Origin of the sequence: Pseudomonas chlororaphis subsp. aurantiaca, from assembly GCF_013466605.1 — a bacterium.
In the GTDB taxonomy this organism is placed as follows: domain Bacteria; phylum Pseudomonadota; class Gammaproteobacteria; order Pseudomonadales; family Pseudomonadaceae; genus Aquipseudomonas; species Aquipseudomonas chlororaphis_I.
The window spans coordinates 5,458,310-5,470,062 of the sequence record NZ_CP059162.1; the positions used below are offsets into that span (position 1 = coordinate 5,458,310).

An 11,753-nucleotide genomic window follows, 5' to 3' on the forward strand; every position below is an offset into this window, starting at 1 on the left:
AAAAGATGGCGCTATTGTCGACAGCCAAGCCAACATGAGACAAACTCAACCTTTTCGTGTTGATCACAAAATTTACTCATGGAGACCCTGGTGCTCGAAATCCGTCACCTGAAGACCCTGCACGCCCTGCGCGAAGCCGACAGCCTGGTCGAAGCCGCCGAACGCCTGCACCTGACCCAGTCCGCCCTGTCCCACCAGTTCAAGGAACTGGAAGAGCGCATGGGCATGCCGCTGTTCGTGCGCAAGACCAAGCCGGTGCGCTTCACCAGCGCTGGCCTGCGCCTGCTGCAACTGGCGGACGCCACCCTGCCATTGCTGCGCGCCGCCGAACGGGACATCTCCCGCCTGGCCGGCGGCACCGCCGGGCGCCTGCACATGGCCATCGAATGCCACAGCTGCTTCCAGTGGCTGATGCCGACCATCGACCAGTTCCGCGATGCCTGGCCGGAAGTCGAGCTGGACCTAGCCTCGGGTTTCTCCTTCGCCCCGCTGCCGGCCCTGGCCCGCGGCGACCTGGACCTGGTGGTAACCTCCGACCCGGTGGAACTGGCGGGCATCACCTACGTGCCGCTGTTCACCTACGAAGCCATGCTGGCGGTGGCCAACCAGCATCGCCTGGCCAGCAAGCCCTACATCGTTCCGGAAGACCTGCTCAGCGAAACCCTGATCACCTACCCGGTGGAGCGCGACCGCCTGGATATCTTCACCCGCTTCCTGGAACCGGCCGACATCGAGCCGGCCCAGGTCCGTACCTCGGAACTGACGGTGATGATGATGCAGCTGGTGGCCAGCGGCCGTGGCGTGTGCGGCATGCCCCACTGGGCGCTGCATGAATACAGCTCACGGGGTTATGTGAAGGCCAAGCGCCTGGGGGAAAAAGGCCTGTTCGCCACGCTGTACGCGGCGATCCGCGCCGACATGCTGGACGCGCCCTATATGCGCGACTTCCTGCTGACCGCCAAGGACACCTCGTTCTCGACCCTGGACGGGGTCAGCGCGGTGCGTTGAAAAGCCGCGTCAGCCTGGAGGAACGGGGATCTTCAGAGGGGGGAGACGACTTCACGCCACAGGTGAAGCTTGTCGAAGTACTCGACGCCCACCCGCACCGCCAGCGGCTCCAGGCCGAACTGGACGAAACCGCAACGCTGGTACAGCGCCAGGGCTGCGTCATTGCCAGCAGTGACGGTCAGTTGCACCAGCCGCACCCCGGGGCGTTGGCGTGCCTCCTGCAGCAGCGCCTGGACCAGCCGGTAGCCCAGGCCGCCATGGCGATAAGGCTGCGCCACATACAGGCCGAACAGCGTGGCCTTGTGTCGGGCTTTGTCCCGGACCTCGAACGCCAGCCCGACGATGCCCACCAGTTCGCCGTCCTCGAAAGCCCCCAGCAACAGGTCCAGCGGACTGCTCAGCCGCGACTCCCACCAACTCAGGGGCATCGCCGCCCGTTCGGCGACGCTGGAGGTAAAAGCCTGCGGATGACGTTCATAGGCTTCGAGCATCAGCGCGCGGTAGGCCGCGGCATGACTGGCATCGAGGTGCTGGATGGACATGGTTGGCCGGGGCCCCCGGGCTCGCGGGTGAATGAAAGGATCAAGCCGTCTGGCGTTGTTCCAGCAGCAGACGCACCGCCAGCCCGGCCAGCACGAAGCCCATGAAATAACGTTGGGTCGCCAGCCACAGCGGGTTGTGCACGAACCAGGCGGCGATTCCCGAAGCGAACAACGCGATCAACAGGTTGACGCTGAAGCTCACGCTGATCTGGGTCAGGCCGAGGATGATGCTCTGGGTGAACACCGAACCGTGTTCCGGGCTGATGAACTGGGGAAAGACCGAGAGGTAGAACACCGCGATCTTCGGGTTCAAGGCGCTGGTGAGAAAGCCCATCAGGATCAGCTTGCGCGACGAGTCCGGCGGCAGCTGCTGCGCCTCGAACGGCGAACGCGCGCCCGGCTTCAGGGCCTGCCAGGCCAGCCACATCAGGTACAGGGCGCCGACCCACTTGAGCACTTCATAGGCCACCGGCACCGCCATGAAGACGGCGGTCAGGCCGATCGCCGCGGCGAACAGGTGGACAAAGAAACCGGCCACCACGCCGACCAGCGAGGTCACGCCTGCCCGGCGGCCCTGGCAGATCGAACGGGAGATCAGGTAGATCATGTTGGGGCCGGGTGTCAGCACCATCAGCAAGGCCGCGGCGATGAAGATCAACATGTCGTGAAGGGGAATCATGATGGGCAATCCTTTGTCCTTGAAAAATCAGGCCGAGGCCAGTTGCGAGGCGCGATAAAACGGCAAGATCAGGTCGCGTGTCAATGGGGCCAGGGTGAGCTCGTCGCCAGCCTCCGGATCGATCCAGCAGACCTCCTCGATTTCCGCCGCGAGGCGGACCTCGTCGGTGTCCAGATCGAGGCGAAACAATTCGGCCTCGACCACAAAACCCGGCTCGTTGGCCGCCGGTGCGCAAAAACGTCCCAGGTAACGAGCGTCGGCCGGGTCGATATGCAGCCCGAGTTCCTCTTCCAGTTCACGGGCCAGGGCCTGGGCCGGCAACTCGCTCGGCTCGATCTTGCCGCCCGGCTGCATGAAAGCCTGGGTGCCGCGCTTGCGCACCAGCAGGGTACGGCCGTCGGGGCCGATCAGCAGGGCCGCGGCGATACGGATAAGGGGGGATGTGGCACTTGAAAGAGTCATGAAAAACCTGGATCGGTTACGCGAGGCGGCAAGGATCCCATGACTGGCGAGGCGTCGTCACGACACAGTCGGCCGCTGTTTTTTCAATACACCCGGCGCCTCGGGCGGCGGGACGAAGCGACGCCGTTCAGGCCTTCCATGGGTGGGCCGCAATAGAAAGGGGAATGGACGAGAGGATGCCGCCCGCTCCTACAGGGAGGCAGGAACGAGCGGCTGTGCGCCAAGGACCATGGCCATCAAGCATTGCCGGTCTTGCCGGACGAACCGAACGACGCGAAACGCTTGTTGAAGCCGGCGATCCGGCCTTCGGACTGGGTCTTGCGCTGCTGGCCGGTGTAGACCGGGTGCGAGGCGCTGGAGACGTCGAGGGTGACATAGGGGTAAGTGTTGCCATCGCTGTGACGCTGGGTGCGGTCGGTGTCCACGGTGGAACCGATCAGGAAGTACACATCGGCGGCGGTGTCATGGAACAGCACGGTGCGGTAGGCGGGATGGATATTGGCTTTCATGGGATTCTCCAGGGGATAGCTAAGGCCGAATTTCGTTATACAGTAACATTGTTTAATCCCATAAACGAGAACCAGTTGCAATAAGGAAAGCTGTCAATCGTCTATCAACCTCGGCAACGCCTGGCTCCAGGCGTTCACGCTTGCCCACGGCGGGCCCCGGCGCCACTATGCGCAACAGCAACGAACAGCCACCGCGGGTGTTCGCCGAATGCCCGGGGGCAACTGGCGCAATCGCCTGGAAGATTCGCTGCAACGGCTCAAGGGCACTCAATTGACTGCCCACGAACTGGAGGTCAGGCACCTGATGCTCAGCGGTTGCTCCAGCAAGGAGATCGCTCGTAAGCTGCAAATCTCTGCCGAAACCGTGAAAGTCCATAAGAAACACATCTACGGCACGCTGGGCATCAAGTCCCAGCCCGAACTGTTTTCGATTTTTCTCCAGGCGCAGAATGCCTGACGCCTGAAGCTGCCATGTGCGCACAGCTGCTGTGCCACGGCTGTTCTCTACAACAACAAGATCGTTGGCCACACAAGAAGAATGAGTACCCAAAAACGAAATCTATAGAGTCCGAACCAAGGAAACCGTATGAGCCTGTCCCTCCTGAGCCGCTACGCCTTCTTTGCTGCCTGCGTGATTTTCACCCTCGCCAGCTTGCCCTTTCTCGAACATGACTGGCTCTGGCCATTCACCCTGGTCACTTTCCTGCTCAGCCTGCTGGGCATTTTCGACCTGCTGCAAAGCCCCCACGCGGTGCGCCGCAACTACCCGATCCTGGGCAATATCCGCTACCTGGTGGAAGGCATCCGCCCGGAAATCCGCCAGTACCTGCTGGAGTCCGACAGCGACGCCCTGCCCTTCTCCCGGGCCCAGCGCTCGCTGGTCTATTCGCGGGCCAAGAACGAAAGCGCCGACAAGCCGTTCGGCACTTTGATCGACGTCTACCAGTCGGGTTTCGAATTCATCGGCCACTCCATGCGCCCAGCGCCCCTGAGCGACCCCAGCACCTTCCGCGTCACGGTCGGCGGCCCGCAGTGCAAGCAGCCCTACTCGGCCTCGGTGTTCAACATCTCGGCCATGAGCTTCGGCTCCCTCAGCGCCAACGCCATCCGCGCCCTCAACCAGGGCGCCAAGCTCGGCAACTTCGCCCATGACACCGGCGAAGGCAGCATCAGCCCCTATCACCGGGAAAACGGTGGCGACCTGACCTGGGAACTGGGCAGCGGCTATTTCGGTTGCCGCACCAGCGACGGCCGTTTCGACCCAGAGCGCTTCGCCGTGCAGGCGCAGGACCCACAGGTACGAATGATCGAAATCAAGATGAGCCAGGGCGCCAAGCCCGGCCACGGTGGCATCCTGCCCAAGCACAAGGTGACCCAGGAAATCGCCGACACCCGCGGCATCCGCATGGGCGAGGACTGCATCTCGCCATCGAGCCACAGCGCCTTTTCCACGCCGATCGAAATGATGCATTTCATCCAGCAGCTGCGTGAGCTGTCCGGCGGCAAACCCGTTGGCTTCAAGTTCTGCCTCGGCCACCCGTGGGAGTTCATGGGCATCGCCAAGGCCATGCTGGAAACCGGCATCCTCCCCGACTTCATCGTGGTCGACGGCAAGGAAGGCGGCACCGGCGCGGCACCGGTGGAGTTCACCGACCACATCGGCGCGCCGATGCGCGAAGGCCTGCTGTTCGTGCACAACACCCTGGTGGGCCTGAACCTGCGCGACAAGATCAAGCTCGGCGCCAGCGGCAAGATCGTCAGCGCCTTCGACATCGCCAGCGTGCTGGCCATCGGCGCCGACTGGGCCAACTCGGCGCGCGGCTTCATGTTCGCCATCGGCTGCATCCAGTCGCAAAGCTGCCACACCAACAAATGCCCGACCGGCGTCGCCACCCAGGACAACCTGCGCCAGCGGGCGCTGGTGGTGCCGGACAAGGCGCAACGGGTGTTCAGTTTCCACCGCAACACCCTCAAGGCCCTGGCCGAAATGCTTGCCGCCGCGGGTTTGAATCACCCGTCGCAACTGGAAGCCAAGCATCTGGTGCGACGCATGTCGGCCACCGAGATCAAGCTGTTCTCGCAACTGCATGTGTTCCTCAAGCCCGGCGAACTGCTCACCGGCGCGGTCACGGGCGAGTTCTATTCGCGCATGTGGCAGCTGGCGCGCGCCGACAGCTTCGAGCCCAACAGCGAAGCCGCGGCCTGACCAGCCACCCTCGACGCCCTGCCCTTGCGGCGGGGCGCTATTTATCGATAGGCAAAGGACGCAAACCCGTGCTCAAAGTCATCGCCGAAGACTTCATCAAACCCGAACACCTCGACACCGTGCGCCCCTGGTACGCCGAACTGGTGGAGAAAACCCGCCAGGAACCGGACTGCATCGCCTACGACCTGTTCGTCGACCAGCAAGACCCGGGGCATTTCATCTTTATCGAGCAATGGCCAGACCGCGCGGCACTCAAGGCCCATTGCCAGACCGAGCACTTCACCCGCCTGGTGCCACAGATCAACGCCTTCCAGGCCAGGGAATGCCGTGTGCTGCTGATGGATCACTTCTGATCCAGCGGATAAGGCCAGTGCCTCACCAATGCAGCGTCTTGATCGGCGCCGGTTCCTTCATGACGATAAAACCGTAGTCCCCCAGCAGGTAGATCCGGTAGTAACGGCTGTCCACCAGCGGTAGATAGCCCTGGTAACCGACCAGAGTCGCATTGCGCCGCTCCCTTTCCGCGACCACGTTGGTAATGCCCACCTTGGGCAGGTTCTCGGCCAGCATGAAGAAGTCGATGTTCATCAGGTAGTGCAGCACCGGCATCTGCTTGAACGAGCCCGCGGCCGCCAGCAGCCAGTGATCGGAATAGGTCACCGACATATAAATGCGCTTGGCCTCGCGCAACTGTCGGTGGCTGGTAATGTCGCGCTCAAGGCTCGACAGCGCGCTGGCCGCCAGGGTTTTCTGCACCGTCAGCACCCGGCCATAGGCGAACGACAGCGACAGCATCGCCAGCAGCGGCACCATCAGTAGCAGCGGCAAGCGCTCATGGAGCGCCGCCAACGCCAGGTGGCTCAGATAGAACAGCAACACCAACAGCAGCGCGAAACCCATCAAGGTCCGGGCGCCTTCATTGAAGTCGCGGAAAAACAGCGCGATCCCTGACACCAGCAAGATCACCAGCGGCAATGCCAGCAGGCAGACCAGCGCCATCAAGACCTTTTTCAGGCCGCTGTCCGGCCGCTTGAACAGATTCAGCCCCAGCCGCACGCAACCGGCAAGGGCGCACAGCGCCAGCGCGGCGAACACCCAGGCGAACCCGCCGTGAAACAGCAGCACGACTTTTTCCAGCACCCTGCCGATGTTGACCTGCAGTTGCAGCAAGGGCTGCGCCGACCAGTTCAGCAGCAAGGTGCGGGTCTGATCCATGAAGGGGTAGGCGGTGACGCAATAGATCATCCAGCCCAGGGCCGCCTGGGCGATCTTCCAGCCGATCATTTCCCACCAGCGTGGCCAGGCAGTCTTGTCATTGGCGCCGCGGATCACCTCCAGGCAGCACAGGCCCAGGAACACGTTGATGCTGATCTGATACAGCCCGATGGCCAGCGCGACCAGCAAGGCCGGAACCAGCCATTGCAACACGCGGTACGGGTTGCGATAGGTGATGGCGAAGATCACCGCCACCAGGCTCAAGGCCATGGCCGGGCCGTCGTACTGATACGACAGGTTCTGCAGAAAGAACGGGTTGTACCAGAGCGGCAACAGCACCATGCAGCAGGCAGCCGTCGGCTGCGGGTAATAATGGAAAGTCAGGCGGGTCAAGGCCGAGGCCATGGCAAGCGTGGCGATCAGCAGCGGCAAGGGAAAGATGTTCGGCGCAGCATGGCTGAAGGTCAGGGCGTTGTAGAACAGTTCGGTAAACAACCGCCCCTGCTCCGTCCAGGCGGTGCCGGCCGACAGCGAACGCCAGTTGTCATCGATATAGGGAAAGTCCGCGAGGATCAGCGGCAGCACATACAACAAGGTGGCGAACAGAAAAAACAGCCAGACCTGGCGGCGCCCGAGCTCCCCGCTGAGCAAGCTGCCCATTCTGTCCATGCTAGAGCCCCAGGCGGTCTTTGCCGCCGATGACGTCCTTGATCACATAGCGCGGCCGATGCTTGGCCTCGATATAGATACGGCCGACGTACTCGCCGAGGATGCCGATGCCGATCAACTGCACGCCGCCGAGAAACAGAATGGCGGTCATCAACGAAGGGTAGCCGGGCACGCTGTTGCCGAAGAAGATCTTGTCCAGGACCATGTACACCGCGTAGAGCACCGCGAAAATCGAGATGCTGCCACCGACATAAGTCCACAATCGCAACGGCACGGTGCTGAACGAGGTGATGCCCTCCAGCGCCAGGTTCCACAGTTTCCAGCCATTGAACTTGCTGTTGCCCGCCACCCGCCCGGCGCGCTCGTATTCCACCACCACCGTGGTGAAGCCGGCCCACGACAGCACACCCTTCATGAACAACTGATGCTCGGGCAGGGTACGGATCACATCGACTACCTTGCGATCCATCAGCCGGAAGTCGCCGACGTTTTCCTCGATCCGGGTGTAGGCGATACGGTTCAACAGGTGGTAGAACAGCGCCGCGCTACAACGCCTCAAGTAACTGTCGGCAGTACGCCTGCGGCGTTTGGCGAGGACCACATCGGCGCCCATCTGCCATTCCTCGATCAGCCGCGGGATGACACTGATCGGGTCCTGCAGGTCGACGTCCATGGGAATCACCGCATCGCCACTGGCGTGTTCCAGCCCGGCGAACAACGCCGGCTCCTTGCCGAAATTGCGCGAAAAGTTGATCAACAGCACCTGCTCGTCCACCTGCGCCAGGGCCTTGACCTCATCGGCCGTGCGGTCGGAACTGCCATCGTTGATAAACACGATCTCGACTTCGCCCTGCTCGAAGCGCAACTCGCGACGCACCGCCTGGTAGAACAGGCCGATGGCCTGCTCTTCATTGAGGACCGGAACGATCAACGAGATCTTCATGGCTCACACTCGCGGAACACCAGGTACTTGGCGAACAGGAAACCCGCCACCAGGCTCAGGGCGGAAAACACCAGCACCGTCAGCAAGCCGGGCAGCCGCCACACATCCCCGGCATGCCCGACACCCAGGCTCAGCGCGCCCATGCCGCCCAGGAACAGCAGATAACCGCCGACCGACCTCCTGGCGGTGAAGGTGAAACGCGCGTTCATATAGAAAGAAAACGACGCTGCGACGCAAAAGGCCGCCAGGTTGCTGAGCGCCTGGCTGAGGCCCGCCACCAGGCTCAGCAAAAAGAACACCAGCCAGTGGATAAAGGTGTTGGCGATGCCGATCACCGTGTATCTGGAGATTCCCTTCCATAAGAGTCTCATTGGTGACTCTCCCGCGTTGAATATCGCTCAACTTGTATGGCAGGTTTTTCTGCCCATCGATTGGCGAAATCGCTGATCCAGCGCTCTTTCAGACGTGCGGCATCCAAGCCGGCCCGCATGGGCCGTTGTCGTGCAACCCCCTCCCTGGCCTCTCCTCGCTTGACTGCTTGCCCACAGAAAATTGCATAAATGCATAATTTTATTTGCACAAATGCATATCGCAACTAAGGTTACCCCTGAGCCCGACCGGAGCAGGCCATCGAGGATGGCGAACCCCCCAGGCCGGTCACGGGCCTCAGAAAACCGCTTCATCGCAATACGCAACAACGACACAAGCTGGACGCTTGTTTTCACTCATGGAGGATGAAAATGTTAACCCTTGAAGACACACCCTTTACCCGCACAGGCCCTGCGCAAGCACTGCCACAGTGCCTGGTCGGCACCCTGCTCAATGCCGGACTGAGCGAAGTCGACGACAGCGCGGAACACGCCGCCCTGGCCGCCAGCCTCAACTTCAGCATTCAGCAGCAAACCCAGACCAACTGGTGCTGGGCCGCACTGTCGGCCTCGGTCGGCAACTATTACCGCACCGGTTCCTGGACTCAATGCGGGGTCGCCAACGCGGAACTGGGGCGCAATACCTGTTGCAACCAACCGGGGCCATGCAACGTGTATGGCTACCTGGACTCGGCCCTGCAAACCACCCGCAGCTTTGGCGGCATGAGCCAGGGTTCGATCCAACTGTCGGCCATCGAAAACCAGATCAACATGGGGCGCCCCGTCGGCCTGCGCTGCGCCTGGTTTGGCGGCGGCGCGCACTTTCTGGCGATCTATGGCACCAACGGCAGCTACCTGCTGATTGCGGACTCCATCTACGGTTATTCGACCCGCGCCCTGAACACCTTCCCGCGCTCGTACAACGGCGGCGGCAACTGGACCACCACCTACTTCACCCGGAAAAACTAAGGAGGGCAGCATGCAACTGACTTATCCCAAGGCACCCGCCAACGGCGCTCAGGTACTGCGCCCGGCTCTCCAGGCGGCCCTGCAGAGCAAAGGTTTCGGCGTCAACCGCCAGTTCGCCCAGGCCACGGCCAGTAAAGTGAGCCTGTCCGAGCCCTACCGCGGCTACTCGCTGAGCCTGGACGACCTGGCCCAAGGCAAAGGCCTGCAACAGGCCACGCTGGGGAACTGGCATTACCTGGTGTTCAGCGACGGGGTGTCGATTGCCGACGCCCAACTGGCGGAGGTCGCTGGCCAGGTCGAGTTCTCGTCCCTGAACCACGGCGCCCTGGCGTCGGCCACGGTCAATGCGCTGAACCTGGCGGAAAAAGCGCCGCACCTCAAAGGCCGGACCTTCGAGCTGCGTGTGTTGTTTGTCTCGGCGCTGCATGTCGCGGCGATCTGGCTGCACGCCAGCGATGAAGACGTGCTGATCCCGATCCAGCCGACACCCAAGCACCTGGCGAGCACCAAGCTGTACAGCGAGGCCGCGCTGCTGGCCCTGCTGGCGCCCGCCGCGCAGCGAGCGAAAGCGGCGTTCGACGCGGACACCACGGGGCTGTTGGGGAGCTGACCGCGCACCGGCGATCGGGCTGCGGTGAACAGGGGTTGCAACACTAAAACCCGGAACCGCAGAAAGATCGCCGCATAAAAAAGCCCCGGTCACTGACTGGGGCTTTTTGTTTTATTGCCTGATGGGGTTACGACGCCGAACGCACCGCGCCCTGCTGGGCATTGTTCGGTTGCAGCTTGAACAGGTAGAACAGCACCGTCAGCAGCACCAGGAACGCCGGGCCCACATACAGCGCCACGCGGGTGTCCGGGAAGTAGGCCATCAGCCCCACCACCAGCACCAGGAATGCCAGGGCCAGATAGGAACTGACCGGGTACAGCCACATGCGGTACTTCAGGCCGGCCTGCTGCGAGGCGCTCAGGCCTTTGCGGAACTTGAGCTGGGCCAGGAGGATCATCACCCAGGTCCAGATCGCGCCGAAGGTGGCGATGGAGGTCACCCAGACGAACACTTTCTCCGGCACCAGGTAGTTGAGCAGCACGCCCAGCAGCAAGGCGAAGATCGACAGCAGCAGCGCGCGACGCGGTACGCCGTTGTTCGAGGTCTTGGCGAAACCGGCCGGGGCCTGGCCATTCTGTGCCAGGCTGTAGAGCATGCGCCCGGTGCTGAAGATGCCGCCGTTGCAGGACGACAGCGCAGCGGTGATCACCACGAAGTTGATGATGCCGGCGGCGGTCTTGATGCCCAGGCGCTCGAAGGTCATCACGAACGGGCTGCCCTGGGTGCCGATTTCGTTCCAGGGGTAGATCGACAGGATCACGAACAGCGCGCCCACATAGAACAGCAGGATGCGCCAGAACACCGAGCCGATGGCGTTGGGAATGGTCTTCTGCGGGTTCTTCGCTTCACCGGCGGTGAGGCCGATCATCTCCACGCCCAGGTAGGCGAACATCACCATCTGCAGCGACATCAGCACGCCGGTCACGCCGTTGGGCATGAAACCGCCGTGGGTCCACAGGTTGGAAATACCCAGTGCCACACCGTCATTGCCGAAACCGAAGGCGATGATGCCGACGCCACCGATGACCATGGCGATGATGGTGACGATCTTGATCAGGGCGAACCAGAACTCGAACTCACCGAAGGCCTTGACCGCGATCAGGTTGATCGAGCCCATGCTCACCAGGGCCGCCAGGGCCCAGATCCAGCGCGGCACGTCGGGGAACCAGATGCCCATGTACACCGCCACCGCGGTGATTTCCGCGACGCAGGTCACCAGCCACAGGAACCAGTAGTTCCAGCCGGTGAGGAAGCCCGCCAGCGGGCCGAGGTAGTCTTGCGCGTAACGACTGAAGGAACCCGCGACCGGGTTATGCACGGCCATCTCGCCGAGGGCGCGCATGATCACCAGAATCGCCAGGCCGCCGAGGATGTAGGACAGCATGATGGCCGGACCGGCCATTTCAATGGCCTTGGCCGAACCGAGGAACAGGCCGACACCGATACAGGCGCCAAGCGCCATCAAGCGAATATGCCGTTCGCCTAGTTCGCGTTTCAGCGGGCCGCCTTGAGCGGTCCCGCCTTGGGGCAGGTGGTTGCCAACTGGCATAGGGTACAACCTCATCTTGTTATT

The 11,753-nt window shown here is 62.4% G+C and carries 13 protein-coding genes and 1 pseudogene; 6 read left to right on the forward strand and 8 right to left on the reverse strand.

Translation table 11 applies throughout. The annotated features are described in order from the left end of the window. The first annotated feature begins 90 nt into the window (after positions 1-90). Positions 91-1,008 carry a transcriptional regulator MetR gene (metR, locus tag H0I86_RS24855; RefSeq protein ID WP_009050584.1) on the forward strand — a complete coding sequence of 306 codons (918 nt, stop codon included), beginning with the start codon at positions 91-93 and terminating at the stop codon, positions 1,006-1,008. Positions 1,009-1,040: 32 nt separating this feature from the next. On the opposite strand, the gene H0I86_RS24860 is transcribed toward metR, so the two are convergent. From H0I86_RS24860 to H0I86_RS24875, 4 genes are all read right to left on the reverse strand, one after another. Continuing rightward, positions 1,041-1,550, reverse strand: a complete 510-nt coding sequence (locus tag H0I86_RS24860; protein ID WP_180922537.1) for a GNAT family N-acetyltransferase — start codon at positions 1,548-1,550, stop codon at positions 1,041-1,043. Between the two features lie 40 nt (positions 1,551-1,590). Next, positions 1,591-2,229, reverse strand: a complete 639-nt coding sequence (locus tag H0I86_RS24865) for a LysE family translocator (protein WP_009050586.1) — start codon at positions 2,227-2,229, stop codon at positions 1,591-1,593. Positions 2,230-2,256: 27 nt separating this feature from the next. Next, entirely contained in the window at positions 2,257-2,691 is a 435-nt protein-coding gene (locus H0I86_RS24870) for an NUDIX hydrolase (RefSeq protein ID WP_180922538.1), read from the reverse strand. 236 nt (positions 2,692-2,927) lie between these two features. Further along, on the reverse strand, positions 2,928-3,200 hold the full coding sequence (locus tag H0I86_RS24875; protein ID WP_009045397.1) for a type B 50S ribosomal protein L31: 273 nt from the start codon (positions 3,198-3,200) through the stop codon (positions 2,928-2,930). Between the two features lie 262 nt (positions 3,201-3,462). On the opposite strand from H0I86_RS24875, the pseudogene H0I86_RS24880 reads away from it, so the two are divergent. The 3 genes and pseudogenes from H0I86_RS24880 to H0I86_RS24890 all read left to right on the forward strand — a co-directional run. Then, positions 3,463-3,657 (forward strand): annotated as a pseudogene (locus tag H0I86_RS24880) (response regulator transcription factor); the annotation flags it as partial. Positions 3,658-3,786: 129 nt separating this feature from the next. After that, positions 3,787-5,406 carry an FMN-binding glutamate synthase family protein gene (locus H0I86_RS24885; protein WP_180922539.1) on the forward strand — a complete coding sequence of 540 codons (1,620 nt, stop codon included), beginning with the start codon at positions 3,787-3,789 and terminating at the stop codon, positions 5,404-5,406. Between the two features lie 68 nt (positions 5,407-5,474). Further along, a complete protein-coding gene (locus tag H0I86_RS24890) occupies positions 5,475-5,759 on the forward strand; it encodes a putative quinol monooxygenase (protein ID WP_180922540.1) in 285 nt (94 codons plus the stop codon). A 22-nt stretch (positions 5,760-5,781) separates the two neighbouring features. Here the strand turns inward: H0I86_RS24890 and H0I86_RS24895 are convergent, their stop codons facing one another. Genes H0I86_RS24895 through H0I86_RS24905 form a run of 3 tightly spaced genes read right to left on the reverse strand, consistent with a single transcriptional unit; the run spans position 5,782 to position 8,604 of the window. Next, positions 5,782-7,290 (reverse strand): glucosyltransferase domain-containing protein, encoded by a 1,509-nt coding sequence (locus tag H0I86_RS24895; RefSeq protein WP_180922541.1) that lies wholly within the window; start codon positions 7,288-7,290, stop codon positions 5,782-5,784. Position 7,291: 1 nt separating this feature from the next. Next, positions 7,292-8,233, reverse strand: coding sequence for a glycosyltransferase family 2 protein (locus H0I86_RS24900; RefSeq protein ID WP_180922542.1), 942 nt, complete (start codon positions 8,231-8,233; stop codon positions 7,292-7,294). Beyond that, positions 8,230-8,604 carry a GtrA family protein gene (locus H0I86_RS24905; protein ID WP_180922543.1) on the reverse strand — a complete coding sequence of 125 codons (375 nt, stop codon included), beginning with the start codon at positions 8,602-8,604 and terminating at the stop codon, positions 8,230-8,232. The genes H0I86_RS24900 and H0I86_RS24905 overlap by 4 nt, the downstream gene beginning before the upstream one ends. Before the next feature lie 369 nt (positions 8,605-8,973). Here H0I86_RS24905 and H0I86_RS24910 point away from each other — a divergent pair, with 369 nt between their 5' ends. Together H0I86_RS24910 and H0I86_RS24915 are read left to right on the forward strand one after the other, a co-directional pair. Continuing rightward, positions 8,974-9,570 carry a papain-like cysteine protease family protein gene (locus H0I86_RS24910; RefSeq protein WP_180922544.1) on the forward strand — a complete coding sequence of 199 codons (597 nt, stop codon included), beginning with the start codon at positions 8,974-8,976 and terminating at the stop codon, positions 9,568-9,570. A 10-nt stretch (positions 9,571-9,580) separates the two neighbouring features. Then, complete coding sequence (locus H0I86_RS24915; RefSeq protein ID WP_180922545.1) at positions 9,581-10,180, forward strand: hypothetical protein; 600 nt, start codon at positions 9,581-9,583, stop codon at positions 10,178-10,180. Positions 10,181-10,307: 127 nt separating this feature from the next. Here the strand turns inward: H0I86_RS24915 and H0I86_RS24920 are convergent, their stop codons facing one another. Then, entirely contained in the window at positions 10,308-11,729 is a 1,422-nt protein-coding gene (locus H0I86_RS24920) for an amino acid permease (RefSeq protein WP_180922546.1), read from the reverse strand. Positions 11,730-11,753 lie beyond the last annotated feature (24 nt).

Coding starts and splice junctions, on each gene's coding strand:
- H0I86_RS24885 (WP_180922539.1), top strand. CDS start 3,787: ATGAGCCTGTCCCTCCTGAGCCGCTACGCCTTCTTTGCTGCCTGCGTG.
- H0I86_RS24915 (WP_180922545.1), top strand. CDS start 9,581: ATGCAACTGACTTATCCCAAGGCACCCGCCAACGGCGCTCAGGTACTG.
- H0I86_RS24875 (WP_009045397.1), bottom strand. CDS start 3,200: ATGAAAGCCAATATCCATCCCGCCTACCGCACCGTGCTGTTCCATGAC.
- H0I86_RS24870 (WP_180922538.1), bottom strand. CDS start 2,691: ATGACTCTTTCAAGTGCCACATCCCCCCTTATCCGTATCGCCGCGGCC.
- H0I86_RS24905 (WP_180922543.1), bottom strand. CDS start 8,604: ATGAGACTCTTATGGAAGGGAATCTCCAGATACACGGTGATCGGCATC.
- H0I86_RS24860 (WP_180922537.1), bottom strand. CDS start 1,550: ATGTCCATCCAGCACCTCGATGCCAGTCATGCCGCGGCCTACCGCGCG.
- H0I86_RS24865 (WP_009050586.1), bottom strand. CDS start 2,229: ATGATTCCCCTTCACGACATGTTGATCTTCATCGCCGCGGCCTTGCTG.
- H0I86_RS24895 (WP_180922541.1), bottom strand. CDS start 7,290: ATGGACAGAATGGGCAGCTTGCTCAGCGGGGAGCTCGGGCGCCGCCAG.
- H0I86_RS24920 (WP_180922546.1), bottom strand. CDS start 11,729: ATGCCAGTTGGCAACCACCTGCCCCAAGGCGGGACCGCTCAAGGCGGC.
- H0I86_RS24910 (WP_180922544.1), top strand. CDS start 8,974: ATGTTAACCCTTGAAGACACACCCTTTACCCGCACAGGCCCTGCGCAA.
- H0I86_RS24900 (WP_180922542.1), bottom strand. CDS start 8,233: ATGAAGATCTCGTTGATCGTTCCGGTCCTCAATGAAGAGCAGGCCATC.